The organism is Xanthobacter autotrophicus ATCC 700552 (genome assembly GCF_043194565.1).
Classification (GTDB): Bacteria; Pseudomonadota; Alphaproteobacteria; order Rhizobiales; family Xanthobacteraceae; genus Xanthobacter; species Xanthobacter autotrophicus_F.
This window is the reverse complement of the sequence record NZ_JBAFVS010000006.1, coordinates 239,399-266,136: the sequence shown is the minus strand read 5'-3', so window position 1 is coordinate 266,136 and position 26,738 is coordinate 239,399. Positions and strand designations below refer to the sequence as shown.

24 protein-coding genes are annotated in these 26,738 nt (G+C 68.0%); 17 read left to right on the top strand and 7 right to left on the bottom strand.

Annotated features, from left to right (window positions below; all coding sequences use genetic code 11):
- Positions 1-17 precede the first annotated feature (17 nt).
- Complete coding sequence (locus V5F48_RS09330; protein ID WP_394258458.1) at positions 18-899, bottom strand: LysR substrate-binding domain-containing protein; 882 nt, start codon at positions 897-899, stop codon at positions 18-20.
- A gap of 190 nt (positions 900-1,089) precedes the next feature.
- Between V5F48_RS09330 and V5F48_RS09325 the strand changes: the two genes are divergently transcribed.
- Positions 1,090-1,413, top strand: a complete 324-nt coding sequence (locus V5F48_RS09325; RefSeq protein WP_394258457.1) for a DUF1127 domain-containing protein — start codon at positions 1,090-1,092, stop codon at positions 1,411-1,413.
- A gap of 295 nt (positions 1,414-1,708) precedes the next feature.
- Here the strand turns inward: V5F48_RS09325 and V5F48_RS09320 are convergent, their stop codons facing one another.
- From V5F48_RS09320 to V5F48_RS09310, 3 genes are all read right to left on the bottom strand, one after another.
- The gene (locus V5F48_RS09320; protein ID WP_394258456.1) at positions 1,709-2,704 is read right to left on the bottom strand and encodes a DUF937 domain-containing protein; all 996 of its coding nucleotides are present in this window, start codon (positions 2,702-2,704) and stop codon (positions 1,709-1,711) included.
- Between the two features lie 201 nt (positions 2,705-2,905).
- On the bottom strand, positions 2,906-4,750 hold the full coding sequence (locus V5F48_RS09315; RefSeq protein WP_394258455.1) for a monovalent cation:proton antiporter-2 (CPA2) family protein: 1,845 nt from the start codon (positions 4,748-4,750) through the stop codon (positions 2,906-2,908).
- Positions 4,751-5,048: 298 nt separating this feature from the next.
- Positions 5,049-5,621 carry an invasion associated locus B family protein gene (locus V5F48_RS09310; protein WP_394110779.1) on the bottom strand — a complete coding sequence of 191 codons (573 nt, stop codon included), beginning with the start codon at positions 5,619-5,621 and terminating at the stop codon, positions 5,049-5,051.
- A gap of 566 nt (positions 5,622-6,187) precedes the next feature.
- Between V5F48_RS09310 and coxB the strand changes: the two genes are divergently transcribed.
- The 9 genes from coxB (at position 6,188) to V5F48_RS09265 (ending at position 14,163) form a co-directional block, all read left to right on the top strand.
- On the top strand, positions 6,188-7,081 hold the full coding sequence (gene coxB / locus V5F48_RS09305) for a cytochrome c oxidase subunit II (RefSeq protein WP_394258454.1): 894 nt from the start codon (positions 6,188-6,190) through the stop codon (positions 7,079-7,081).
- A gap of 127 nt (positions 7,082-7,208) precedes the next feature.
- Positions 7,209-8,831 carry a cytochrome c oxidase subunit I gene (gene ctaD / locus V5F48_RS09300; protein WP_394110777.1) on the top strand — a complete coding sequence of 541 codons (1,623 nt, stop codon included), beginning with the start codon at positions 7,209-7,211 and terminating at the stop codon, positions 8,829-8,831.
- Positions 8,832-9,061: 230 nt separating this feature from the next.
- A complete protein-coding gene (locus V5F48_RS09295; RefSeq protein WP_394258453.1) occupies positions 9,062-10,009 on the top strand; it encodes a heme o synthase in 948 nt (315 codons plus the stop codon).
- Positions 10,006-10,191 (top strand): hypothetical protein, encoded by a 186-nt coding sequence (locus V5F48_RS09290; protein ID WP_394110775.1) that lies wholly within the window; start codon positions 10,006-10,008, stop codon positions 10,189-10,191. Before V5F48_RS09295 ends, V5F48_RS09290 begins: the two co-directional genes overlap by 4 nt.
- A gap of 71 nt (positions 10,192-10,262) precedes the next feature.
- On the top strand, positions 10,263-10,904 hold the full coding sequence (locus V5F48_RS09285; protein ID WP_394258452.1) for a cytochrome c oxidase assembly protein: 642 nt from the start codon (positions 10,263-10,265) through the stop codon (positions 10,902-10,904).
- A 125-nt stretch (positions 10,905-11,029) separates the two neighbouring features.
- Positions 11,030-11,863, top strand: coding sequence for a cytochrome c oxidase subunit 3 (locus V5F48_RS09280; RefSeq protein ID WP_394258451.1), 834 nt, complete (start codon positions 11,030-11,032; stop codon positions 11,861-11,863).
- Between the two features lie 102 nt (positions 11,864-11,965).
- Positions 11,966-12,352, top strand: coding sequence for a DUF983 domain-containing protein (locus V5F48_RS09275; protein ID WP_282640620.1), 387 nt, complete (start codon positions 11,966-11,968; stop codon positions 12,350-12,352).
- On the top strand, positions 12,349-13,131 hold the full coding sequence (locus tag V5F48_RS09270) for an SURF1 family protein (protein WP_394258450.1): 783 nt from the start codon (positions 12,349-12,351) through the stop codon (positions 13,129-13,131). The genes V5F48_RS09275 and V5F48_RS09270 overlap by 4 nt, the downstream gene beginning before the upstream one ends.
- Before the next feature lie 183 nt (positions 13,132-13,314).
- On the top strand, positions 13,315-14,163 hold the full coding sequence (locus tag V5F48_RS09265) for a MipA/OmpV family protein (RefSeq protein WP_394258449.1): 849 nt from the start codon (positions 13,315-13,317) through the stop codon (positions 14,161-14,163).
- A gap of 202 nt (positions 14,164-14,365) precedes the next feature.
- On the opposite strand, the gene V5F48_RS09260 is transcribed toward V5F48_RS09265, so the two are convergent.
- Together V5F48_RS09260 and V5F48_RS09255 are read right to left on the bottom strand one after the other, a co-directional pair.
- Positions 14,366-14,749: a hypothetical protein gene (locus tag V5F48_RS09260; RefSeq protein WP_394258448.1), complete on the bottom strand. Its 384-nt coding sequence runs from the start codon at positions 14,747-14,749 to the stop codon at positions 14,366-14,368.
- Between the two features lie 17 nt (positions 14,750-14,766).
- Entirely contained in the window at positions 14,767-15,612 is an 846-nt protein-coding gene (locus V5F48_RS09255) for an AAA family ATPase (protein ID WP_394110769.1), read from the bottom strand.
- Between the two features lie 320 nt (positions 15,613-15,932).
- Here V5F48_RS09255 and dksA point away from each other — a divergent pair, with 320 nt between their 5' ends.
- Positions 15,933-16,349, top strand: coding sequence for an RNA polymerase-binding protein DksA (gene dksA, locus V5F48_RS09250; RefSeq protein ID WP_394110768.1), 417 nt, complete (start codon positions 15,933-15,935; stop codon positions 16,347-16,349).
- A gap of 183 nt (positions 16,350-16,532) precedes the next feature.
- On the opposite strand, the gene V5F48_RS09245 is transcribed toward dksA, so the two are convergent.
- Entirely contained in the window at positions 16,533-18,194 is a 1,662-nt protein-coding gene (locus tag V5F48_RS09245) for a flagellar biosynthetic protein FliO (protein ID WP_394258447.1), read from the bottom strand.
- 604 nt (positions 18,195-18,798) lie between these two features.
- Here V5F48_RS09245 and V5F48_RS09240 point away from each other — a divergent pair.
- From V5F48_RS09240 to V5F48_RS09215, 6 genes are all read left to right on the top strand, one after another.
- Entirely contained in the window at positions 18,799-21,225 is a 2,427-nt protein-coding gene (locus tag V5F48_RS09240; RefSeq protein WP_394258446.1) for a response regulator, read from the top strand.
- A 151-nt stretch (positions 21,226-21,376) separates the two neighbouring features.
- Positions 21,377-22,990 carry a DUF3300 domain-containing protein gene (locus V5F48_RS09235; RefSeq protein WP_394258445.1) on the top strand — a complete coding sequence of 538 codons (1,614 nt, stop codon included), beginning with the start codon at positions 21,377-21,379 and terminating at the stop codon, positions 22,988-22,990.
- Positions 22,991-23,877: 887 nt separating this feature from the next.
- On the top strand, positions 23,878-24,243 hold the full coding sequence (locus tag V5F48_RS09230) for an NADH-quinone oxidoreductase subunit A (protein ID WP_394110764.1): 366 nt from the start codon (positions 23,878-23,880) through the stop codon (positions 24,241-24,243).
- A complete protein-coding gene (locus V5F48_RS09225) occupies positions 24,234-24,818 on the top strand; it encodes a NuoB/complex I 20 kDa subunit family protein (protein ID WP_394110763.1) in 585 nt (194 codons plus the stop codon). Before V5F48_RS09230 ends, V5F48_RS09225 begins: the two co-directional genes overlap by 10 nt.
- Positions 24,819-24,833: 15 nt before the next feature.
- Complete coding sequence (locus tag V5F48_RS09220) at positions 24,834-25,463, top strand: NADH-quinone oxidoreductase subunit C (protein WP_394258444.1); 630 nt, start codon at positions 24,834-24,836, stop codon at positions 25,461-25,463.
- A 32-nt stretch (positions 25,464-25,495) separates the two neighbouring features.
- Positions 25,496-26,683, top strand: a complete 1,188-nt coding sequence (locus V5F48_RS09215; RefSeq protein ID WP_394258493.1) for an NADH-quinone oxidoreductase subunit D — start codon at positions 25,496-25,498, stop codon at positions 26,681-26,683.
- Positions 26,684-26,738 lie beyond the last annotated feature (55 nt).

Below are 26,738 nucleotides of genomic sequence, written 5' to 3'. Positions count from 1 at the left end.
GCGCGGCCCGCCCGATGTCATTGCGCGGCTTCGGCGTCCGTGAGGTTGTCGAGCCCCTGCACGATGTGCTGGGCGAGGGCGTCCGCCAGCACCGACGGCTCGTGGCGGTTGCGCAGCAGGCCGATGTCGCACGGGGGTAACGGCGGATAGCCGTCGCCGCTGCCGAGCACGCGCATGCCGGTGCGCAGCGCCGATTCCGGGAATACCGAGACCGCAAGCCCCGCCAGCACCGCCGCCGCCACTGCGCCGCTGTTGGGGCTGGAATAGAGGATGCGGTGGCTGCGCCCCGCCCCGGCGAGGCGGGAGACGGCGATGTCGCGCCACTGGCAGGTGGTTCGTCCCAGCGCCAGCGGTACCGGCGTTTCCAGATGCACGCTGTGCCGGGAGGATGAGACCCACAGCAGCCGCTCGCGGCGGATGACGTGGGCGTTGCGAGCGGTGATCTCGGTGGCGGTGATGATGGCTAGGTCGATGGTACCGGCGGCGATGTGCTGCACCAGTTCGCTCGACGGCTCGCAGATCACGGTGAGTTCCACCGAAGGATGGGTGTGGGAGAAGCGGGCCATGATGTCCGGCAGGTAGCGGTCGGCATAATCGTCCGGCACGCCCAGGCAGACCCGCCCCGACAAGGCGGCGTCGGCGAAGCTCAGCACCGCCTCCACGTTCAGCTTGACGATGCGCCGGGCGAAATCGAGCAGGCGCTCGCCGTCCTCGGTAAGGCGCGAGGCGCGTCCGTCACGCACGAACACCGGCCGGCCCACGCGCTCCTCCAGGCGCTTCATCTGCATGGAGACGGCGGACTGTGTCTTGTGCACCACCTCCGCCGCGCGGGTGAAGCTGCCGGTCTCGGCAATGGCCACGAAAGTGCGCAGCTGATCGGGGTCGAGCATGGCCGTCATGGGGTGCGGCTCCGGAGCATTCATCACGCAGAATGATACGTGAGATGAAAAACATTCGCTAGCGTGATTCATCCCGTGGCGTCACAAAGGGCGCGCCGAAGCGGCGAGACGCGAAATCGGGTGGCTCCGTGAGCCCCCGGGAGCCCAGAAAGGACTGTCCGCGATCCCGACCCCGGCGATGGAGATGATGATGAGCGTTCATGGTGAAACCCGGAAGATTGCCTTTGCCCCCGCGGGCGAGATGCTGGCGGCCCTGTGCCTGACGGCGGTCTCCCTGGCCGGTCACGTGGCAAACACGGCGGGCGCCATCGGTCGCGCCATCGAACGCCGCCGCGTCATGAGCGAGCTTGCCGGGCTCGATGATCGCATGCTGCGCGATATCGGCGTGACCCGCGCGGACCTGCGCGACGCCACCGCCGGTCCGCTGCTCGCCGATCCGACCCGCGTGCTCATCCTGCGCGCCACCGAGCGCCGCGCGGCCGCAAGGCTCGCCGCCCGCGGACAGCAGCACTGACGTGCTGAAGCGTCTCGCGCGAGGCGATGCCGGCGCGCAGGACGAAGACGTGTTGAAGCGTTGAAGCTCGAGTGCAGGGCAACTCAGGTGCAGGGCAGCTCAGGTTTAGGTGCAATCCTGAAGGTGCGATCCGATCAGGCGGCTTCAAGCTGCCTGGCTCGGCCCTGAAAGATCCGGCGGGAACGCCCCTCGATTCCGCCGAACCTCGACCCGCGCCGACCGCAGCCGGCGCGGGTCGTTTTGTATCGGGTCGTCTCGTATCCGGAGAACGTGCTTGCCCGCGCGCGACGAACGGCTATTTCGCGTCGCGGCCGCCGTTGCGGTTCTGGGATGACGTATTGACCAGGCGGGGTCGCTCGGGCGGCAGGGTCTCGGCCTCCTGCACCGGCTGGGCGGGAGACGTGGCGGTCCCGGCGGAGCGCATGATGTCGAGCCAGAAATCCGGAACGGAATAGGCCCGCGCATTGTCGGTGGCCGGAAAGGCCGGCGGGAAACCCTGCGCGAAGAGCTGGGCGAAGAAATTCTGGAACGGGGCCAGCGGCGGCGGGGGTGGCTCCGGCGCGCGCGCCGCCGGGACGCCGGCCTGGGTCATGGTCTTGTTCATGGCATTGACCACGTCCTGCCAGGCGTTGATCGGATTGTTGCTGCGCTGGGGCGCCGGCTGGGGCGCGCGCTGGAACATCATCTGGGCATAGGCGTCGGCCCAGGGATTGCCGGTGGCAAAGGCCTTGGGGCTCTGTTCCGTCGCCGTGCTGGTGAAGGCGAGGAAGGCGTCGATGAAGGGATTGCCGGAGGAGATGGGCGCAATGCGCTGCGTGGTCTGGCCGGGCATGCGGCTCAGCATGGCCGCGAGCATCTGCTGGAGCGCACCTGAGGCGGCAAGCGATTTCGCAAGGCCGCCGACCACGAGGGTGGCGAAGCTCGGCATCATCTGCCGCACCATGGTGACGCCGAGGCCGGTGGAGGCGGACACATGCGCCGCCACCGCGCGGCTGACCTCGGACGAGCCGAACACGGTGTCGAGCGCCTCGCTGCCGGCGCGGGACAATTCGGCCGGGGCAGCGGGCTGCTGTGCGTAGAAGGCGCCGTAGGGGCCGCTCGTCATCAGCGTCATCAGCGAGGCGAGGGCTTCGGGAGACTGGGTGGCCTGCTTGAAGGCCTCGGTGAAGGCCGGCATCACCGCCTCGGCCACCGACTGGGCCTGCTGGGGCGACAGGCCATACATGCGCCCGATATTCTCGAGCCCGTGGCCGCCCTGTGCCGCCCGGAGCATCTCCAAGAATTGATCCATACGCTCAACTCCGCAGGATCGCGGCACCCAGATGTGCGATCTGGCGCGCCTGGCCGTCCCGTTTGCCGTTGCCCGATCGCGAACCCGGTCCTGCGACCTTACGCCATCGTCTCGCCGAAATCACGAGTTGGTTGCAATCCTCGCCGGGCTATCCCACGACTTCGATCCGCCCCGCCGGATGCCGCGGTCCTGCGGGCCGGATCAGCCGGAGAATTCGGTTTCGTGGGACAGGATATCCTGCGCTTCGGGATTGAGCGGGCGCGCGGGTTTCTCCGGCTGGGTCAGGGGCTCGGGCTCCACCTTCTGGCCCCGGAACACCTCGGTGTCCGCGAAGATGCCTTCCTCCATCTGCCGTTCCAGCCGGGCGCGGTCGCGCAGGCGCACGTCGGCGATGCGGGCGGCGGCGGCGGTCTGCGGCACGCCCAGCGCCTCCAGGGTGCGGGCGCCGAAGGACAGGGCCGATTCGAGCGTTTCGCGCAGCTCGAAATCCACACCAAGGCGCAGCAGCTCCATGGAATGCACCCGGTCGAAGCTGCGCACGAACAGGCGCGCGTCGGGGATGGAGCCGCGCACGATCTCGACGATGCGGTTGGCGTCCTCCTTGTTGTCAACGCACACGCAGATGACTTCCATGCTTTCGGCGCCGGCCGCCCGCAGCACGTCGAGCCTTGTGCCGTCGCCATAATAGATGTGCACGCCGAACCGCCCGGCGCTCTGGATCATCTCCACGTCCTTGTCGATGATCGTGACGCTCACGTCCTGGGCCAGGAGGCATTGGGAGACGATCTGGCCGAATCGGCCGAAGCCGATCACCAGCACCGATCCGTCCGCATCGGCAAAATCGTCCGCCGGCGGCTCCGCCGCCGGGCGGGCGAACCGCGGCAGGAGACGCGACAGGGCGGCGAAGAGGAGCGGTCCGAGAATCATGGTGAGCGCCGCGAGCGCGATCAGCAGGTCCGCCTGCTCGGGCTTCAGGATGCCGTTGTCGAGGCCCAGCGGAAACAGCACGAACGCGAACTCGCCCGCGGACAAGAGCGCGACCGCGGCGCGCATGGAATCCTGCGGGGCGATGTTGTCGGCACGAAACACCAGATAGACGATCACCGACTTGACCACCGCCACCGCCAGCGTCCCGACCAGGAGGGCGGGGATGTGGCCCAGCACCACGTCGATGTTGAGCGACATGCCGATGCTCATGAAGAACACGGCGAGCAGCAGGCCGCGGAAGGCGTCCACATTGGCCTCCAACTCATGGCGGAAGGTGCTTTCCGACAACAGCAGGCCGGCGAGAAACGCCCCGAGCGCCGCCGACAGGCCGGCCGCCTCCATGAGGCCGGCGGCGCCCATCACCACCAGCAGGGCCGCCGCCGTCATCGCCTCGCGCGCGCCGGAACGGGCGAGCACGCGAAACAGCGGATTGAGCAGATATCGCCCGGCCACCACGATGACGGCGATGGCCGCCACCGCAAGGGAAGCGGCGAGCAACGTTGCCTTGGGGTCGCGCGTCACCTCGGCCTCGCCGCCGGGCGCCAGCAGGGGCACGAGAGCCAGCAGCGGCACCACCGCGATGTCCTGGAACAGCAGGATGGAGAAGGTGCGCTGGCCGTAGGGGGAGGCGAGGTCGCCGCGCTCGCCGAGCAGCTGGAGCGCGATGGCGGTGCCGGAGATCGAGAGGGCGAGCCCGCTCACCACCGCCGCGGCCGCGCCGAAGCCGAGGCCGAAATAGGCCAGAAGCGCGAACGCCAGCGCCGTCAGCAGGAGCTGCGCGGTGCCCAGGCCGAAGATGTAATGCCCCATGGACAGGAGGTTGGACGGCTTCAGCTCCAGCCCGACCAGGAACAGCAGCATGACCACGCCGAGCTCGGCGACGGTGGAGACCACCCCCGGATCGGCCACATTGAAGCCCACCGGGCCGATGGCGATGCCGACCAGAAGGTAACCGACAACCGGAGAGAAGCCGAGGCGCTTGGCAATGGGAACGGAGACCACCGCTGCGGCAAGGAAGGCGAGCGCCGCGCCGAAAAGTGCGTGTTCATCCCCGTGCATCCACGTCTCCCTGCCGGCCCCCGAAGCCATCGCCCCGGCATTGCTCTGGTCGCTCGAACGACCCGAACGTCGCTACCCCGCTCCGCTCCCGCCTTGTGCGCAGCGAGCATGTCCAAACCGTGCCAATGCTGCGGCGCAGCGATGGCTCCGCGCAAGAGATTCTCACGCAGTGTTTCCCACGCTGGCCGGCTTGGCCTCCAAATGCCGACGGACCAAGCCTCAGGCCCGATGCCTCAGGCGCAAGCCTTCACGCACAGTGCATTCCCGCCGGGCGGCGTTGGCCGGGCCGGGCGGGCGTTCAGCGCAGCGTGTCGAAGCCCGGGCCGAAGCCGTTGAGGCTGAGGGGGACGCCGATGCCTTCTTCCGGGGTCTGGAAGATGATGAAGGTCGCCTGCTTGCCGGCCTTCAGGCGGGCGACCAGCGCGTCGTCCATGACCACCTCGGCGACGCAGCCATTGGGCAGGCAGCGCACGAATCCGGCGCGGCCCACGTCCTGCTCGTCGATCTTGAGGCCGAGACCCGCCGGCAGCAGCACCCCGAGGGGGGCCAGAACGCGCAGCAGGCGGCTCTTCTGGTCCGCGGTCTTCAGGACGATGACGGTGAGGCCCACGTTCGGCCGGTCTTCCGCCTGCACCGATTGGAGCAGCACGCATTGCTCGCTCTGGGCGCCCGGCGGGGTATCGCAGCGGATCTGCCATTCCCCGTGCACCGATTTCACCACGCCCTGAGCGGCGGCGGGCTGTGCCGTGGAGACGGCCGCGGCAAGGAGCGCACCGAACAGGACAAGCAGCGCACGGGCTCTCGTCCCGGACCGGGCCCTCTCGGCACGGCCCGAACGGAAGAGGCGGCGGGCAGGGAACGACACGACCATCGCAAGCTCCGGCAGGGACCCGGCGGGCGCCAGGCAGATCTGCCTTATCTGATTTAGTGAACCAATGCCTTAATGGCCTAGCCATCCTGTCAACAATGCGGCAGTTGCGTGGCGCGGCTGCAGGCCGCTGGGGATTCTCCGAGGGCCGTTTGCTGGTCGCTGGTCCCCCATGCCTGTGGTCTTCATGATCTGGCCACGCGCGCCATTTTGTCTCCCTGACGGTACGGCATACCCGACGGCCGACGGTGGCCGTGACGGAACTGAAAAAAGGCCGAGCAAGGCGGGGCAAGGGCCTGTGCGCCACCGGTCCGTGGGGCTCCCGTATGGTGCATGGAGTTCCCGACTTATTGTCGCACCGAGGGCCAAGCTTGGGCGATTGCAAGGCGGACCCAATTATGTTTGATGAACTCTAGGGAGAGTGGCTGCCTTAAAAATCAGTGCACTTGCCAGCGGCTTCCGCCGGATGGGCAGCTACTTCACAAGTGGTCCGGACGGCGCGCTGCTGAGCGTGCAGGGCGGGCGCAGTACGGCGGTTCAGTCCGCCGGGCCAGGGAGAGCCGTTGAAGATGATGTCGTTCCTTCGCCCCGCTACCCTTGCGGTGGGCGTGTGTGCCGCGAGTGTTTCCGCGAGCGCCGCCTACGCCGAGACCGGCCAGCCATCGCCCTGGCAGATCAATCTGCAGGGGGCCGTCACTCCGGTGATGGAAAAGATTCACGATTTCAATACGTTGATGCTCATCATCATCACGTCGATCGTGCTGTTCGTTCTGGTGCTGCTCGCCATCGTGGTGGTGCGCTTCAATGAGCGCGCCAATCCGGTGCCGTCCAAGACGAGCCACAATACCCTCATCGAGGTGGCCTGGACCGTGATTCCGGTGATGATCCTCGTGCTCATCGCCATCCCGTCCTTCCGCCTGCTGCATCTCGAGCTGAACATCCCCAAGCCGGACATGACGGTGAAGGTGACGGGGCACCAGTGGTACTGGTCCTACGAATATCCCGACAATGGCGCCTTCGGCTTCGATTCCTACCTGGTGTCCGAGAAGGACCTGAAGCCGGGTCAGCCGCGCCTGCTGGCGGTGGACAATGAGGTGGTGGTGCCGGTCAACAAGATCGTGCGCATCCAGGTCACCTCCGCTGACGTGATCCATTCGTTCGCAATGCCCTCGTTCGGCGTGAAGATCGACGCCAATCCCGGCCGCCTGAACGAAAGCTGGTTCAAGGTGACCCGCGAGGGCATCTATTACGGCCAGTGTTCCGAGTTGTGCGGCCGCGACCATGCCTTCATGCCGATTGCGGTGCGGGCGGTGAGCGAGGCAGACTTTGCAGCCTGGATCGCCCAGGCGAAGGCGAAGTTCGCATCCGCGGCCGACGCCGCCGGCAAGATGGCCGACGCCGGCGCGTTGGCTCCCGCTTCTTCGGCCTCTGGTCCTCTGGCCGCCGGCGCCCTGGCGCGCTGAGGCTTCAGCCGGCGCCTGGCGCTGGCGCCTCTATGAAATTGCGTCACCGGTCGCGGCCGGTGACGAGAGCAGGCAAGCGACGGCGTGGCGAGACGGACGCCGGTGCCGGAAGACAAGGATAGCGGGAATGGCCACCGAGGCAGTCACCCACAGCCACTACGGAAACGACGAACACGACGCGCACATCCCCACCGGCTGGAAGCGCTGGGTGTTCTCGACCAATCACAAGGACATCGGGATCATGTACCTGATCTTCGCCATCGTGGCGGGGATCGTGGGCGGCATCCTGTCCATCGCCATCCGGATGGAGCTGCAGCACCCCGGCATGCAGATCTTTTCTGATCCGCAGACCTTCAATGTCTTCACCACGGGCCACGGCCTCATCATGATCTTCTTCATGGTGATGCCCGCCCTCATCGGCGGCTTCGGCAATTATTTCGCCCCGCTGATGATCGGCGCGCCGGATACGGCGTTCCCGCGGATCAACAACATCGCCTTCTGGCTGCTGCCGCCGTCCTTCATCCTGGCGCTGTCGTCGCTGTTCGTGGAAGGCGCGGCCGGCTCCAACGGTTTCGGTGGCGGCTGGACCATCTATCCGCCCCTGTCGTCCAAGCTCGGCCATCCCGGTCCGGCCATGGACCTTTTGATCTTCTCGCTGCATATCGCCGGCGCGTCGTCGCTGCTGGGCGCCATCAACCTGATCACCACCATCTTCAACATGCGCGCCCCGGGCATGACGCTGCACAAGATGCCGCTGTTCGCCTGGTCCCAGCTGATCACGGGCTTCCTGCTGCTGTTGTCGCTGCCGGTGCTGGCGGGTGCCATCACCATGCTGCTCACCGACCGCAACTTCGGCACCACCTTCTTCGATCCGGCCGGCGGCGGCGACCCGATCCTGTTCCAGCACCTGTTCTGGTTCTTCGGTCACCCCGAGGTGTACATCCTGATCCTGCCCGGGTTCGGCATCGTCTCCCACATCATCTCCACCTTCTCGCGCAAGCCCATCTTCGGCTATCTGGGCATGGCCTATGCCATGGTGGCCATCGGCGTGGTGGGCTTCGTGGTGTGGGCGCACCACATGTATACGGTGGGCCTGTCCAGCGGCACCCAGTCCTATTTTGTCGCCGCCACCATGATCATCGCGGTGCCCACGGGCGTGAAGATCTTCTCCTGGATCGCCACCATGTGGGGCGGCTCGCTCCAGTTCCGTACGCCCATGCTATGGGCCATCGGCTTCATCTTCCTGTTCACCGTGGGTGGTGTGACGGGCGTGGTGCTGTCCAACGCCGGCATCGACCGCTCGCTGCATGACACCTATTACGTGGTGGCGCACTTCCACTACGTGCTGTCGCTCGGTGCCGTGTTCGCTATCTTCGCCGGCTGGTACTACTGGTTCCCGAAGATGAGTGGCTACATGATCCCGGAATTCTGGGGCAAGCTGCACTTCTGGGTCACCTTCGTGGGCGTGAACCTGGTCTTCTTCCCGCAGCATTTCCTCGGGCTCGCCGGCATGCCGCGCCGTTATGCGGACTATCCGGATGCGTTTGCGGGGTGGAACTTCGTCTCCTCCATCGGTTCCTACATTTCGGGTGTGGCGGTGCTGATCTTCCTCACCGGTACGGCGCTCGCCTTCATCCGCAAGGAGAAGGCCGGCGACAATCCGTGGGGCGTGGGGGCCAGCACGCTGGAGTGGACCCTGTCCTCGCCGCCGCCCTTCCATCAGTTCGAAGTGCTGCCGCGCATCAAGTGACGCCTTGGCCCCGAGCGGCCGTGATCTTGGGAAGCCGCGGGCGACCGCGGCTTCTGCCACCTTCGGGGTCGATAGGGCGCCGCATTGGCAGTTCTTTGCAGGCGAAGAAGGACTTGGGATTGGGATTTAAAGCGCCCGGAGAGGCGCGCAGGTCCGCCAGACCGGTAGTCGGGGCGTTCATCCCCAGGGTAAACCAGGTTCGGGCCAGCAGGGTTTGAGGGAGTTTTGGAATGCGTGACGAACCAGCGAGCCTGACCAATTCCGAGCCGTACGCCTTCGCGGCGGCTGGAGAAGGACTGGCGTCGCCGCGCGACTATTTCGAGCTCCTGAAGCCGCGCGTGATGTCGCTGGTCATCTTCACGGCGCTGGTGGGTCTTGTGCGGGCGCCCGGGGATGTGCATCCGGTCATCGCCTTCACGGCCCTTTTGTGCATCGCGGTCGGCGCGGGCGCCGCCGGTGCGCTCAACATGTGGTGGGATGCGGACATCGACGCCATCATGTCCCGCACCCGCAAGCGGCCGGTTCCCTCGGGCCGGGTCTCCGCACGGGAGGCCCTGGCCTTCGGCCTGACCCTTTCGGCCTTTTCGGTGGTGGTGCTGGGCCTGCTGGTCAATGCGCTGTCGGGCGCGCTGCTTGCCTTCACCATCTTCTTCTACGTGGTGATCTACACCATGTGGCTGAAGCGCTCGACGCCGCAGAACATCGTCATCGGCGGCGCGGCAGGCGCGTTTCCGCCACTGGTGGCCTGGGCCGCGGCTTCCGGTACGGTGTCGCTGGAGCCGGTGTTGCTCTTCGCCATCATCTTCTTCTGGACCCCGCCCCATTTCTGGGCGCTCGCCCTCTACCGGGCGGACGACTATGCCCGCGCCGGCGTGCCCATGCTGCCGGTCACGGCGGGGCCTGACGAGACGCGGCTCCAGATCCTGCTCTACACCCTGTTCCTCGTTCCGCTGGCCGCGAGCCCGGCCGTGCTCGGCTATGCGGGCCTCGCCTATGGCGCCGTGGCGGTGCTGGCCGGGGCCTGGATGATCATGCTCGCCTGGCGCGTCTATCGCCGCCGCGAGGGGGAAGCCGCGGTGAAGGCGGCCAAGAGCCTGTTCGGATTCTCGATCGTTTATCTGTTCGCGTTGTTCGCCACACTCCTCGGCGAGGCGGTGATTGGCGGGCTGCTGCGATGAGCATGGAAAAGAAGCCGCCGCGCCCCTCGGACGAGGAGGGCGTGGTTCTGACGCCGGAACAGATCAGGCGGCGGCGGGCGCGCAATATCGCCATCGCCTCGGTGCTCGGGTTCCTGGCGGTGCTGTTCTACGTGGTGACCATCGTGAAGCTGGGACCAAGTGTTCTGAACCGGCCCCTTTGAGGGGCCTTTCGGACAGGATGTGAAGACGAGCGAAAGGGATCGGGGGGCGATCCGGGCGGCGAGGGTGAAGGATGGACGCGGGCACGGCTGAACGCACGGCAGCGGAACGCACAGCGGGCAATGGACGCCGCACCACGGGTCGCCGCCATCTGGTGGTGGCTTCGGCGTGCTTCGCCTTCATCGCCGCCATGGTAGGCGTCACCTACGCGTCGGTGCCGCTTTATGCCATGTTCTGCGCGCTCACCGGCTTCGGCGGCGCCACGCGGGTCGGCACCGCGCCCACCGCCGCCCCCATGGAGCGCGAGATCACCATTCGCTTCGACGCCAATGTGGCGCCCGGCCTGCCCTGGGCGTTTGCGCCGGTGGAACGCGACCTGACCGTGAAGGTGGGGGCCACCAGCCTCGCCCACTACACGGCGGCGAACCGCTCCGCCCTGGAGACGCACGCCAACGCCACCTACAACGTCTCCCCACCCCAGGCGGGGGCCTATTTCGTGAAGCTGCAGTGCTTCTGCTTCGACGAGCAGACGCTGGCGCCGAACGAGAAGCTGGAAATGCCGGTCGTCTTCTATGTGGACCCCGCCATCGCGCAGGATCCGGACCTGAAGACGCTGTCCAATATTACGCTGTCCTACACCTTCTTCCCCATCAAGACGCCGGATAAGCCGGTGGCGCGGGCGAATGGAACGGGGGCGGACGGCAGGCCGCTTTAGCGCCGAAGCTCCGCCTTCCGCGGAGCAGAGCATCGGGCGGCCCGGCGGGCCGTCCGGCAGAATGGGGCCATGCGCCGGATTTTCGGCGGGGTCTTCACGTGACAGGGGAAGGGAGGCCGATCGCCATGGCCGAGGCACACGTCAAGAAACACGATTACCACGTCGTTGATCCGAGCCCCTGGCCGATCATCGGCTCGGTCTCGGCCCTCATCCTCACCGCCGGCGCGGTGGTGTGGATGCATGGCGGCACCGCGATCGCCATGGTGGTGGGCTTCCTTGGCGTCCTGTACACCATGTTTGGCTGGTGGCGGGACATGGTCCATGAGAGCCGCGCCGGCTTGCATACCCGTGTGGTGGTGCTGGGCCTGCGCTACGGCATGATCCTGTTCATCGCCTCCGAGGTGATGTTCTTCGTGGCCTGGTTCTGGGCCTTCTTCGACGCTTCGCTCTTCACGAACGAGGCCATCAACTACCAGCGGCTGGAGTTCACCGGCGGCGTGTGGCCGCCCAAGGGCATCGAATCCCTCGACCCCTGGCACCTGCCGCTGCTCAACACGTTGATCCTGCTCACCTCCGGCACCACCGTCACCTGGGCCCACCATGCCCTCGTGCACGGCGACCGGCAGGGCCTGAAGTGGGGCCTGTGGTGCACCGTGATCCTCGGCGTGCTGTTCTCGACGCTCCAGGCCTACGAATATGCCCACGCCCACTTCGCGTTTGCGGGCAGTATTTATGGCGCCACCTTCTTCATGGCCACGGGCTTCCACGGCTTCCATGTGATCGTCGGCACCATCTTCCTCGCGGTGTGCCTGCTGCGGTCCTATCAGGGCGACTTCACCCCGCAGAAGCATTTCGGCTTCGAGGCGGCGGCCTGGTACTGGCACTTCGTGGACGTGGTGTGGCTGTTCCTCTTCACCTTCATCTATGTGTGGGCGTCCGGCGGATCCGCCGGACACTGAACCAAGCACGGGCAGGGCAGGGCGGCGGCATGCCGATCCGGCCCTGCCTTCGGCCCGCGCCGGGACGATCCGTCCGCGCGCCCGGCCGCAAGGAAATCGACGATGCCCCTGGAGCCTTATTTTGCGCCGATCTCCCCGTGGTCGGCCGGTCTCGGCTGCCGCTGCCCCCGGTGCGGGCGCGGTTCGCTGTTCAAGGGGTTCCTGGATCTGGCACCGTCCTGCACCGCCTGTGGACTTGATTACGGCTTTGCCGATTCCGGCGACGGCCCGGCGGTGTTCGTCATCCTGTTCGGCGGCTTCGTGGTGGTGGCGCTTGCCTTCTGGGTGGAGGTGACGTTCGAGCCGCCGCTCTGGGTCCATGCGCTGCTCTGGATTCCCGCCATCCTCGTGGTCACGCTGGGCCTGCTGCGTCCCTTCAAGGGTGTGATGGTGGCGCTGCAATACCGCAACAAGGCCGCCGAAGGGCGGCTCGATTCGCACACGCCGTGAGCCGAGCGCCGGACGATGCGGCCGGGCGCGCGCGGCGGCCGGGCGGCGGCCTCGTGCTGCCGGCGGTTGCCGCCCTGGCCGCCTTCCTCATCTTGATCGGCCTCGGGACCTGGCAACTGGAGCGGCTCTCCTGGAAGGACATGCTGCTCGCCCGCGTGGAAGCGCGGGTCCATGCTGCGCCCGTGCCTGTTCCGCCGCCGGCGCTCTGGCCTCAACTGACGCGCGAGGCGGATGAATATCGCCGCGTTCAGGTGCGCGGCACCTTCGATCACGGTCGGGAAACCCTCGTCTATACGGTGCGCGGTGAGGATGCGCCCGGCCCGGTGAAGGGGCAGGGCTACCTTGTGGTGACGCCACTGCTGCGCACGGACGGGCCGCCGATCCTGGTCAACCGCGGCTTCGTCCCGTCCGACCGGCGCGATCCCGCCACCCGCGCCGAGGGACAGGTGGCAGGCGAGGCGGAGGTGGTGGGCCTCCTGCGCCTGCCGGAGGAGGCAAGCTGGTTCGTGCCGGCCAATGATCCGGCCCACGGCGGCTTCTTCCGCATGGACCCGGCCGGCATCGCCGCTGCCCGCGGCCTTTCAGGCGCGGCGCCCTTCATCATCGACGAGGGGGCGAATACGGTGCCGGGAGGTCTACCCCTGGCCGGCGGCACGCGGCTCGCGTTCCCCAACCGCCATCTGGAATATGCGCTCACCTGGTATGGTCTCGCCGCGGCCCTGGTGGGCGTGGCGGCGGCATTCCTGTGGACCCGCCGCCGTGGCGGTGGTCCGGGCTGAGGTAAGTGGCGGTGTGCCGCGCTGGCGTGGCGATTTTGCAACGCCGGCCCGCTATCGGTGGCAAGCTCTTGACGCAACACGTCGTTAGCCATCTTTTCGTTGGGCTGTTGTCGGGTTCGCCGCGTTCGGAATTTGCAAACCGCTCGGCCGCAGGATAGCTGCGGTTTCAGTCAGAGGTCATTCATGCATCGGTCGCTGCGTTTCGCCCTTCTCGCCGCGGTGTTTTCCGCGGGTGGGCTGGTTCCCGCCACGGCGGCCGACCTGTTCTCGCCGCCGCCGGCCACCCCGGTCGCGCCTTCGGCGCAGGAAGACTGGTACCTGACCATTGGCGGCGCCGGCCAGATGGAGCCCAATTATCCCGGTTCTGATGGCTACACCGTGCGGCCTGGCCTCATCTTCTCCATCAGCAAGGCGAGCCAGCTCAACGTTTTCCGCAGCGTGGACGACAACCCCTCCATCGCCCTGTTCGACACCGGCACCTTCCGCATCGGAGCAGTCGGCCGGCTCGATTGGGGGCGCAGCGCGAGTGACGACGACCTCCTGACTGGACTTGGCGATATCGACTTCTCGGTGGAAGCCGGCGGCTTCGCCGAATGGTACGTGACGCCCTGGCTGCGCACCCGCGCCGAGTTGCGTTACGGCGTCGGCGGCTTTGAGGGCGTTCGCGGCCTGCTTGGCGCGGATGTCATCGTGCCCTACGGCCAGTGGCGCTTCGCCGCCGGCCCGCGCCTGACCTATGGCGGGTCGGGCTATATGGAGACCTATTTCGGCATTACGCCGGTGCAGTCGGCGGTGGCGACGGCCTTCGGCAATCCGCTGCCGGTCTACAGCGCGGGCGCCGGGTTCGACCTGGTGGGGGCCACGGCGCAGCTGACCTACAATTTCCGCAACGGCTTCGAGGCCGGTGTCTACGGCACCTACGGCCACCTGTTGGGCGACGCCTCGTCCTCCCCGCTCACCAGCGATGCCAACCAGTTCATGGCCGGCCTCTCGCTCAGCTACACCTTCAACATCGGCAAGGCCTGGTGGTGAAGGGACGAACCGGAGCCGCGGATCTCGCCTCCGGTTCGGTATCCGCAGGCGAGGGAGCATTCGCCGCGGTCTCTCGGCTGGAGCACGCGGCGTTCAGCTTCTAGAGCATTTTCGAGCGAAGTGGATACCGGTTCGCGTAAAGAAAACGCGTAAACTCAATAACCTAGAGCGTTTCCCCGATTCAGTGAAACGGGGAAACGCTCTAGGCGCCGCTGTTGCCCGAATCGGCACCGGAATCCGGTCCGCTTCCCCCCTGTCCGGCTCCTTGGCCCGTTCGGGACGATTCGCTCCCGCTCTCGCCCGCATGCTGCCGCGCCGACTCTACGGCGAGGATGAAGGCGCCGCCCGCGGCTGCCGCAGCCGCCCCTGGAGCAGGCGTGGGCGCAGCCTGATCGACGGTCGTTGGGGCCGATGCGGAATGGGACTCCCGCGCCATGCCGAAATCGACGGGCGGCCGGCGCTCCGGTGCCGTGGGTGCGCCCGGTCGCTCGGTCGTTGCCGTGCCCTTGGTGCGGCGCAGGGCGAAGAACATGGCGAGCGGCACGCCGATCACCAGCAGCGTCACGAGAAAGCGGGCTGCGTCCATGGGGCGGGTGAACTCCGTCAGCGCTGTTCGCGACGGGCGAGGAAGGCCAGGCGCTCGAACAGGTGCACGTCCTGCTCGTTCTTGAGCAGGGCGCCGGCCAGCGGCGGAATGGTCTTGCGCAGGTCCTGCTGGCGCAGGGTCTCGCTGTCCACATCCTCGGCGAGCAACAGCTTCAACCAGTCGATCAGTTCGGACGTGGACGGCTTCTTCTTCAGGCCAGGCACCTCGCGCAACTCGTAGAACAGGCGCATGGCTTCACCCACCAGGCGCTGCTTGATGCCGGGGAAGTGCACCTCGACGATGGCGCGCATGGTCTCGGCGTCGGGGAAGCGGATGTAGTGGAAGAAGCAGCGGCGCAGGAAGGCGTCCGGCAGCTCCTTCTCGTTGTTGGAGGTGATGATGACCAGCGGACGCTGGCGCGCCTTCACCTGCTCGCCGGTCTCGTAGACGTGGAACTCCATCCGGTCGAGTTCCAGCAGCAGGTCGTTGGGGAACTCGATGTCGGCTTTGTCCACCTCATCGATGAGCAGCACCGGCCGCACGTCGGAGGCAAACGCCGTCCACAGCTTGCCGCGGCGGATGTAATTGGTGATGTCGTGCACCCTGGGATCGCCGAGCTGGCTGTCGCGCAGGCGCGCCACCGCGTCATACTCGTAGAGGCCCTGCTGGGCCTTGGTGGTGGACTTCACGTGCCATTCGATGAGCGGCGCGCCCAGTGCCCCGGCCACCTCCTGCGCCAGGACGGTCTTGCCGGTCCCGGGCTCGCCCTTCACCAGCAAGGGGCGTTCGAGCACGATGGCGGCGTTGACGGCCACCTTCAGATCATCGGTCGCCACATAGCTCTGCGTGCCCTCGAAACGCATGGATACCCATCCTCCCGGCGGCCGTCCTGCCGCACCGCAGCAGGGTCGGGGGACGGGGTCGCGGCGTCAAGCCCCGATGCCCGTTGCGATGGCGGTTGTAGTCCACCGGCGGCGTGGATATAAGCGCCCCCGACAATGGAGCGTCATTCCTGTCCGGGAGGGTCCGGCTCCGCCGGCCAGATCGCCAGGAGGCCGCTTCAGGTCGTTGACGGGGCAGGGCTCGCCCCGGTCCGGCATCTCGGGGACCCGGCTTCCTTGAGATGAGGGCCTGAAGCGACCCGCCGCCGAGGGGTCAGCGACGCTTAGTGAGGACCTTGCTGATGTCGATCCAAATCGACGAGGACTATCGGCCCCGCGAGGACGAGCCTTTCATGAATGACAGGCAGCGCGAATATTTTCGCGTGAAGCTGTTGCGCTGGAAGGAAGATATCCTGAAGGAGGCCCGTGAGACCCTGCAGCACCTTCAGGACGAGAACCAGAACCATCCCGATCTAGCCGACCGGGCCTCGTCCGAGACCGACCGCTCCATCGAGCTGCGGGCCCGCGACCGCCAGCGCAAGCTCATCGCCAAGATCGATTCTGCGCTCCTGCGGATCGAGGACGGAACCTACGGCTATTGCGAGGACACGGGCGAGCCCATCTCGCTGAAGCGCCTGGAGGCCCGCCCCATCGCCACCCTCTCGGTGGAGGCGCAGGAGCGGCACGAACGGCGCGAGCGCGTCTATCGCGACGACTGAGGCCCAACGACCGGGTCCAAAACGACTCTGACGCCCAAGGCGGGCTCGGTCTGGGGGCCACGGGCAAAATAAAAAGGGCCGGCGACGGGATTGCGTCGCCGGCCCTTTTTGTTCGGCTTGTCCTGCTCGCACCGACGGCGCCGGTCAACCGCCGGGGCCGAAGCCGTGCCGCTCACTGGCCGCTCACTGGCCGCGGGCGCCGGTGCGGCCGAGCAGATTGGCCATCTCCGCATCGAAGTCCTCTAGCGGGTCCTTTGCTTTCGGCTCCGGCGCGGTGGCCGGGGCGTCGGGAAGGACCCCCGCAGCCTTGGGCGCGACCGACGGGATGAAGCCGGCCCGGACGGCGGCGGTCTCGTCCAGCTTGGCATCCGGCTTGGCGTCGGCCTTCACCTCGTCCTTGACTTCGGCTTTGGCCTCGATCGTGGCGCCCGGACGGGAGAGGACGGGGGCCGGCGCACTCGGGCGCAGCGACTCACGGGTGATCTCGCGCAGGGCCGGGGGCTCGCGGCGGGGCATGTCGAGGGCGTCCCGGGGCGCCGGCTCGCGGGGATTGGCGTCCACCGGCCGGAATGCGAACTCGCGCGGGCGCAACGGCGGCTCGGAGCGGGCGGGCGCCGCCGGGCGGGCGCCATCTTCCGACGGGCGCTCGATCCGGGGCAGGGGATCGAGGCGCGGGCGCACCTCGTCGCCGACGCGCGGCTCGGGGCGGGAGCGCGACTGGTAGAGAAAGCGCGACAGGGGCCGGTCGGAGGGGAGCACCTGCGGGCTGTCGACCGCGGCGTCCGGAAGGGGTTCCGGATGGACCACAGGCGCAGGCGTCGCCTCCGACTTGTGGTCAGCCCGGGGTTCCACCCTGGGCGCAGCTTCCGGCTCGGCCGGCTTTTCCGGGGTCTCGCCGAGCAGATCGGCCAGGCTCAGCTGCGGTTCGGCCGGGGCGGGGTGGGCCAGGGCCGCATCCAGCCGCTGGGTCAGTTCGTCGAGGCGGCTGTCCGTGGTCGGGGCGGGGGCTTCGGACCGGGTGGGCTCCAGCCGCGGCACCGGCGCCGGCTCGACCCGTGCGGGCGGCGCAAGCTCGATCTCGGGGGCCTTACGGGGCTCCATGGGCGCGGTCCGGACCGCTTCAGGCTGCACCGCCGGCGCGGCGGCGGTCTGGGGCACGTTCGGTGCCGGCCTCGGCGCGGTGATGGGCGCGTTGATCGACGTCCCGATAGACGTATCCTGAGCCGCAGGGCGCAGGGACGGCCGCGCCGCCGGGGCGGGGCTGTCCCCCCGCAGCAGGGGACGACGGGAGGGCAGGGGGCGCCGGTCCTCGCGAGGCTCGATGACCGGCGTCGGCGCAATGGCAGGAGCAGGCGGGGCAACGGCCATCGCCGGGGCGGGCTCGAGCGCCGGCAAGGGCGCGGCGACGCTGTCTGCGGCGAGGGCCGCGGGAGAAAGGGCGGCGGCGGGAGACTGGAGGCCCCTTCGGCCGATGGGCCGCTGCAGGGCCGGGGCCTCGCGGGAGGCGGCGAGGGCCGGCGCGGCGGAAGCCGCTGCGGCGGGGACCTCTTCGTCGACGGCGATCTGGTGTTCCACCACGATGTCGCTGCTGCCACCCACGAGCAGCAGGTGTTCCACGTCGTCACGGCGAACCAGGACGAGCCGCCGGCGCTGATCCACCGCGACGCTGTCCAGAACGGCGAGGCGGGGGCCGGTGCGCCCGCTTCTGACGGGGCCGCGTCCACGGTTGGTGAGGCGTCGCATCACCAGCACCGTCACGGCCAGCAGCGCGCCGATCACGATGACGGCGATCGCCAGGCGGATCGGAAGCGCGAGCTGGGAACCGAACAACTGCTGTAGCATCATGCCTCCGCTCTGATGTAAGGGCGTTTCGTGTGCCTGTGGACCACGAAACGCTGTCGGGGAAACCCCCAATGCCGACGACGGCGGCTCTCAACCTCAAGGAAGAGAACGCATTATCCGATCAGATTGCGGTGCAATCCGATCGGCGCGTGCTCTCGCCTTTCGTCACCGGCTCGATGTGCGTGCCAGCCTCGGAGCCCGCACACACCGCCCGGCGCGCAGGCTGTGATCCTGAAGCTCATGGCCTAAGCTTTTGTTGATAATCATGGCAGGAATTAAGTCGCGCGCTCATTTGGCGGCAGAATGCCGGCGCGCCTTCAGGGCATGCTGCGGTCGGCCCTGATGGACGCGGACGGTTAACACGTTCTTTTGTCTTGCGTTTAGGGGCAGATTTACCAATTGGGCCGATTCAACCCGGTGGGATCGGATTTTTGCGGTGTGGCGGAGCGGGACGGCTGCAATGAGCGGTGAGCGAGCGACGGAAAATGGCGCAGGCAGGCCGGCGGGGCGGGGCCGGGCGCGCGTCGCCCCGGCCGGCCGGGGCACGAGGGTCGCACGTTCGGCTCTGGTCCTCGTCGCGGCCCTGGCCGGCGGCTTTGCCGCGGGGATGGCCCTTGGTGAGGGAACGAGTGGGCTGTTTTCGGCCCTCGTGGCCGCGCTCGCCGTGGTCGGCGCCTTCGAGCTGGTGCTCGCCGTGCGGCGCACCCTGAGCGGCGGCGAACCGGAAGATGCCCTTGCGGAAGCCGTACTCGCCGCCTCCGGCGACGCCATGGCGGTGGTGGAGGATGGCGAGCGGGTGGTGGAGTCCAACGCCGCCTATCAGCGCATGTGCCGCAGCGGGGTCGAGACGCTGCCCGTGCCCGAGCGCTTCCTGGCCCGCATTCCCGGCAGCCAGCCCATGGTGGGTGAATTGCTGAACGCCGTCGCCGCCGCCACCGAGGCCAAAAGTGCCGTCGCCTTCGCCACCGGTCCGGGCGGGCGCAGGCTGGAGGTTTCGGTGCATCCACTGGGCTCGCCCCGCCGGGTGCTGTGGACGCTGCGCACGGCGGAGGACATACAGGCCGTGGCGGCCGTGCCGGCCCCGGCTGTCGCGCCGACGCCTGTTGCGCCGACGGTTGCGGAGGAGGCGCCGTCCACCCAGGCGATGCCGGGCGCGGATCTGCTCCACGTGTGGGAACGCGCACCCGCGGGCCTGCTGCATCTGTCCGGCGGCCACGTGCTGGCGCCGAACCTCACCCTGTGCCGCATGCTCGGCTATGCCCTCGCCGACTGGGGGCCGGACGGCCGCGATGTGCGCGAGGTGGTGGCGCCCGACGATCTCGACCGCCTCGAACTGGCTCTGGCCGCGGGAACGGAAGCTGCCCTCAACGTGGCGCTCACCCGCAAGGACGGCACACGCCTCCCGGCCATCCTGCGGCTCGCGCCCGCCCAGCCGCCGGGCGACGGCATGGTGGCGGCCGTCATGCCGCTCGATGCGCTCGCCGGCCTCCTGCCCGCGCGGGAGGGATTGGACCAGCCCGCAGCGGCGCCGGCGGCAACCGGGGCTCCGGCGGCATCGTCGGACCTGTTCTTCCTCAATGCCCCGCTGGCCCTGGCCCTGGTGGACCCGGCCGGCCGCATCCGCGCCGCCAATGCCGCCTTCGCCCGCCTGTTCGGCCGCGATGCCGCCGGCCGGCCCCTGGCGGCCCTGGTGGCCGACGCGGCCGGGGCGGAGACGCTCCTCGCCGGCGCGGTGCAGGCGAGCGAACCGCCCGCGCCCTGCGACGTGACCCTCGCCGGGCCGGCCGGCCGCTCGGCCCGCCTCTACGCCGCCGCGCTCGGACCGGGCGGGGGCGGCGACATCGCCCTGTGCGCCATCGATACGAGTGAACAGAAGCAGCTGGAGGCGCAGTTCGCCGAATCGCAGAAGCTGCAGGCGGTGGGCCATCTGGCGGGCGGTGTGGCGCACGACTTCAACAACATCCTCACCGCGATTCTCGGCTATTGCGACCTGCTGCTGGTGAAGCATCGCCAGAGCGACCCCTCGTTCCCGGACATCATGCAGATCAAGCAGAACGCCAACCGGGCCGCTGGCCTGGTCGGGCAATTGCTCGCCTTCTCCCGGCGCCAGACCCTGCTGCCGCAGGTGATCGAGCTCACCGACGTGATCTCCGACGCGGCCGCCCTTTTGCGCCGTCTCATCGGCGAACGCATCACGCTGGAGGTGCAGCACGCCCGCGACCTGTGGCCGGTGAAGGTGGACAAGAACCAGTTCGAGCAGGTGATCATCAATCTCGCGGTGAACGCCCGCGACGCCATGCCGGACGGCGGCACGCTGACGGTGCGCACCGCCAATGTCCCGGCCGCCGCCTCCACCGCCTACGGGCAGCGCCTGCCGGAAGGCGACTATGTGCTGGTGGAGGTGGCCGACACCGGCACCGGCATTCCGCCCGAAATCATGGGCAAGATCTTCGAGCCGTTCTTCTCCACCAAGGAGGTGGGCAAGGGCACCGGGCTTGGCCTCTCCACCGTCTACGGCATCGTCGAGCAGACCGGCGGCACCATCCTCGCCGAGAGCGCGCTGGGGGAAGGCACCACCTTTCGCGTCTTCCTGCCGCGCCACACCGGCGCACTGGAGGAGGAGCCGCCGCGTCCCGCCGAGCCGGAGCCCAAGGTGGCCGACCTCACCGGGCAGGGGCGGGTGCTGCTGGTGGAGGACGAGGACGCGGTGCGCGCCTTCGCCAGCCGTGCGCTGGCCAATCGTGGCTATGAGGTTCTGGCGGCGGCGAGCGGCGTGGAGGCGCTCGAGCTGTTCGAGACCGCCGGCAAGGTGGATATCGTGATTTCCGACGTGGTCATGCCGGAGATGGACGGGCCGACCCTGCTGCGGGAGCTGCGGGCGCGCGATCCCGCGCTGAAGGTCATCTTCATCTCGGGCTATGCCGAGGAAGCCTTCGCCCGCAACCTGCCGCCGAGCGAGCGCTTTTCCTTCCTGCCCAAGCCGTTCTCCCTCAAGCAGTTGGTGGCGGCGGTCAGCGAGACCCTAAGGGCATGACCCGAGTAGACGGGGCCTCGGGAATTGCGCATTGTCTGCCTTGTGCGGGCCTTCGTGGCGGCCAAAACGACCGCGCCGTGGTTTCCGCACCAACCTGCCCGGCCTCCTGACGTGTGCATTATTCAGGCGTCCGGGGACAAGGGAGGTCGTCATGGCACTTTCCGGTCGTCGCCGGGAACTCGCGGGGTGGTCGCGCCTCGCGGTCGCATTGGCATTCGGGTGGACCACCAGCGTTTATCCGGCACTGGCACAGGCGCCTCTGCCCGATGCGGGGCCACCGGCCGTCGTCGCTCCGCCGCCGCCCGCGACCGCTCCCATTCCTGCGCCCGTGCCCGTTCCGGCCATGCCAGCCGCGCCGGACGCCAGCGTGCCGCCCCCCGCTGCGGCGCAGGACGCCCAGTTGCGCTACACGCTCGCCGAGCTGGAGGCGCTGCTCGCCCCCTATGCCCTCTATCCCGATACGCTGCTGGCGCAATTGCTGCCGGCCACTGTCTATCCGCTGGATCTGGTGCAGGCCCAACGCTGGATCGAGCGCAACAAGAGCGCGGTGAGCAAGGGCGATTTTTCTGGCGCCGACACGCAGAAGTGGGACCCCTCGGTGAAGGCGATGGTGCGCTTTCCCACCGTGGTCGCGAAGCTGAACGAGGATCTCAACTCGACCCAGTCCATCGGCTTCGCCTTCGTGACGCAGCCCGAGGATGTCTCGGTGGCCATCCAGGCGCTGCGCGCCAAGGCCGAGGCGGTGGGCTCGCTCAAGAGCAACGACAAGCAGGTGGTGACGCGGCGTGAGGAGGGTGGGCGCAGCGTGGTCTACATCACCTCGGCCGACCCGACCGTGCTCTATGTGCCTGAATATGATTATTCGACCATCTACACCGCCGCCGGCGTGGGGCTGCTGGCCTTCGGCGCGGGCGTGCTGGTGGGCAATGCCTGGAACAATTCGTGGAACTGGGGACGCGGCTGGGTCTATCCGCCGGTGTGGCCCGGCTATCCCGGCTGGCGCCCGCCGCCGCCGCGCCCGCCGGGTGGCTGGCCGGGTGGTCCGGGTGGCCCCGGCGGTTGGCCGGGCGGCCCCGGTGGACCTGGTGGCCCCGGCGGTCCCGGTGGCCCGGGAGGTCCGGGCGGGCCCGGTCACTGGGGTGGCCCCGGTCCCGGGGGTGGGCAGCCCTGGAAGCCGAATCCCGGCAAGCCGCTTCCGGGCAAGCCGGGCGGTCCCGGTAAACCTGGTGGTCCTGGTGGTCCTGGTGGACCGGGATTCACGGGCGGTCCTGGTGGTCCTGGTGGTCCTGGAGGTCCTGGAGGTCCTGGAGGTCCCGGTGGTCCCGGCAAGCCGGGTGGCCCTGGAAGCGTTGGTGCAGGCAAGCCGGGTGGTCCCGGTGGTCCCGGCGGCGTCGGCAAGCCCGGTGGCCCGGGTCAGCCCGGAGGGCCCGGCAAGCCGGGTGGTTCGGCGAAGACCGGCGGCGCCGGCAAGCCCGGTGGTTCGGCGAAGACTGGCGGCGCCGGCAAGCCTGGTGCGAGCGCCAAGTCCAGCCGTCCGGGCACCAAGCCCAGCGGTGCAAGCGGCGTCAGCAGAGGTCCATCCGGCGGCGGGTCGCAAATGAAGAGGGGTGGCGGCGGGATGCCGTCCGCCCGGCCGCAGCAGATGCGGTCCGGCGGCGGAGGCCATCCCGGTCGTGCGCCGCAGATGCGCTCCGGCGGTGGACCGAAGGGCGGTGGCGCCGCCGCCCGGCCGCGTGGAGGCGGCGGCGGGGGCGGGCGTCGCTAGAGCAATGCCAGCGAAAGTCTGGAGCGGCTTTGCGTCTTGGATTGCGTAACAGCAGAGCGACAGAGCGCGATCCGTGTGAGCCAGGGCACGGCAAGCGCCCTGGTCCGCGAGTTGAAGGGACATGCCGGTCGGCGCGACTCACCTCGCGCCAGCCGTGATGAGGCTGCGCACAATTCCCCAGTGCTCGTCCTTAGTGCTCGCCCCCAGTGCTCGCCCGGCAGCCCCGGGGGCGCTCATGGTTTCGGCATCCGTCGATACCAATGGCCATGTACCAATGGCGATGAGCTTGCCTCACGGGCCATTGGTCCAGCCCGCGCGGCAGTTTAGCGTTATCCACCCGGCATCGGTCGAAGATCGAAGCCGATGGTATAAGTCCTCACCCTCGTCATGGCTCCTTTGCCGCTGGGTCCATGCGGGTGAAGCTCTGGATGCCTTTGCGGGAGCATGCGATTCCCCATGCGGCGGCGAGGAAGGTACATCCTTCCGCCGGTGATGGACCCTGAACGCCGGCCCGGAGCATCCACAAGGCATTGTGTCGCATGGCCTCGCAACCGTACCTGGGGGGCGGCGAGGCTGGCGCGGGGCTGCCGCGCCTGCACCCGCTGCGACGGCCGTATCCAGCACTTTTCGCCGTCTATCCAAGCTGAGACGCGGCCGCATGCGCCGATGCGGCCCATCCCCTGTTCACGGTCCTTGCCGGGATGGGACGGCACCTTCTCCTAAGCGCGCACTTGCCTCCCATCTGGCGCTGCGATAAGGCTGCGGCGTCGTTTCGAATTCCTCTAGCCGAACGGCGCGGTAACGCTTCAAGCGCATCGCCCGATCGTCGTGATGCGACGATCTGCGCCGCTTCCAGCCCCGATCCTGCGCCCCGAGGTGCGAGCAAAATGAACGCGTTGCTCCTGGATTACTTGCCGGTGGTGATTTTCATCGGCGTGTCGCTTGTGATCGGGCTCGCCCTGCTCGTATCACCCTTCCTTGTGGCCTATCAGAATCCGGATCCCGAGAAGCTGTCGGCCTACGAATGCGGCTTCAATGCGTTCGACGATGCGCGCATGACCTTTGATGCACGCTTCTATCTCGTCGCCATCCTCTTCATCATCTTCGACCTGGAAGTGGCCTTCCTGTTTCCGTGGGCCGTCACCTTCGGCGGCCTCGGCGACCTCGGCTTCTGGTCGATGATGATGTTCCTCGGCGTCCTCACTGTTGGCTTCATCTACGAATGGCGCAAGGGAGCTCTGGAATGGGACTGACCCCTTCGGCCACCAAGCCCGAGATCGCGCCCGCCCCCACGGGCATCGTCGATCCCTCCACCGGCCGCCCCGTGGGCGCGGATGATCCCTTCTTCAAGGAGATCAACGCCGAGCTGGCGGACAAGGGCTTCATCATCACCACCGCCGACGACCTCATCACCTGGGCGCGCACCGGCTCGCTCATGTGGATGACCTTCGGCCTCGCGTGCTGCGCCGTGGAGATGATGCAGGTCTCCATGCCGCGCTACGACGTGGAGCGCTTCGGCTTCGCGCCTCGCGCCTCGCCGCGCCAGTCGGATGTGATGATCGTCGCCGGCACGCTCACCAACAAGATGGCCCCGGCCCTGCGCAAGGTCTACGACCAGATGCCGGAGCCGCGTTACGTCATCTCCATGGGCTCCTGCGCCAATGGCGGCGGTTACTACCACTTCTCCTATGCGGTGGTGCGCGGCTGCGACCGCATCGTGCCGGTGGACATCTACGTGCCGGGCTGCCCGCCCACTGCGGAAGCGCTGCTCTACGGCGTGCTGCTGCTGCAGAAGAAGATTCGCCGCATCGGCACCATCGAGCGCTGAGCCGGGAGCAATTCGATGGATGAGACCCTCAACGACCTTGCGGCGCACATATCGGCGGCCCTTCCCGGCGCGGTGCTCGGCTCTGCCCTGGCCCATGGCGAGCTGACGCTCCAGATCGAGCCGGCCCAGATCGTGAAGACCGTGACCTTCCTGCGGGACGATCCGGCGTGCCTGTTCCATTGCATCGTGGACGTGTGCGGCGTCGACTATCCGGCGCGCGAGAAGCGCTTCGACGTGGTCTATCACCTGCTGTCGCTGAAGCAGAACGTGCGCATCCGCCTGAAGGTGGAGACCGACGAGGACACCCCGGTTCCCTCCATCTGCTCCGTCTTCGTGGGCGCCAACTGGTTCGAGCGGGAAGCCTACGACATGTACGGCATCCTGTTCACCGGCCACCCGGAGCTGCGCCGCCTGCTCACCGACTACGGCTTCGACGGGCACCCGCTGCGCAAGGACTTCCCGACCACGGGTTTCGTGGAGGTGCGCTACGACGACGAGCAGAAGCGCGTGGTCTACGAGCCGGTGCGCCTGCCGCAGGAATTCCGCAACTTCGACTTCCTCTCCCCGTGGGAGGGCGTGGACTACGTCCTTCCCGGTGACGAGAAGGCCTCGGGCCAGCCGCCCGTTCCCCCCAAGGCCGGTTGAGGGAGCGCCTTATGGTTGACATCGCCGACGAGATGAAGCCGGCCGACAAGGTCCGGAACTTCCAGATCAATTTCGGCCCGCAGCATCCTGCCGCGCACGGCGTGCTGCGCCTCGTGCTGGAGCTGGACGGTGAAGTGGTCGAGCGGGTGGACCCGCATATCGGCCTCCTGCACCGCGGTACCGAGAAGCTCATCGAGGCCAAGACCTACCTTCAGGCCGTGCCCTATTTCGACCGGCTCGACTATTGCGCGCCGATGAACCAGGAGCACGCCTTCTGCCTGTCGGTGGAGAAGCTTCTGGGCATCGAGGTGCCCAAGCGCGGCCAGTTGATCCGCGTTCTGTATTCCGAGATCGGGCGCCTGCTTTCCCATCTCCTCAACGTAACCACGTTCGCCATGGACGTGGGCGCGCTGACCCCGCCTTTGTGGGGCTTCGAGGAGCGCGAGAAGCTCATGATCTTCTATGAGCGTGCCTCCGGCAGCCGCATGCATGCGGCCTATTTCCGTCCCGGCGGCGTGCACCAGGACCTGCCGCGCGCGCTGGTGGAGGACATCGGCGCCTTCTGCGACCCGTTCCTGAAATTGTGCGACGATCTCGACGGCCTCGTCACCGAGAACCGCATCTTCAAGCAGCGCACCGTCGATATCGGCGTGGTGACGCTGGAGGACGCTCTGGCCTGGGGCTTCTCCGGCGTGATGGTGCGTGGTTCCGGCGCCGCCTGGGACCTGCGCCGCGCCCAGCCCTACGAATGCTATTCCGAGCTGGATTTCGACATCCCGATCGGCAAGCACGGCGACTGCTACGACCGCTACGTGGTGCGCATGGAAGAGATGCGCCAGTCCACCAAGATCATGAAGCAGTGCGTGGAACGCCTGCTGAAGGAGGCCGGCCCGGTCTCCACCACCGACAACAAGATCGTGCCGCCCAAGCGGGGCGAGATGAAGCGTTCCATGGAAGCGCTCATCCACCACTTCAAGCTCTATACCGAGGGCTTCCACGTGCCGGCCGGCGATGTCTATGCGGCCGTCGAGGCGCCCAAGGGCGAGTTCGGCGTCTATCTGGTCTCCGACGGCACCAACAAGCCTTATCGCTGCAAGATCCGCGCGCCGGGCTTCGCCCACCTGCAGGCGATGGATTTCCTCTGCCGCGGCCACATGCTCGCCGACGTGTCGGCGGTGCTGGGCTCGCTCGACATCGTGTTCGGGGAGGTGGACCGCTGATGGCCCGCCTTTCCGCTTCCCTCCGCCCGATGCCGGCGTGCGCTTCGCGCCCGGC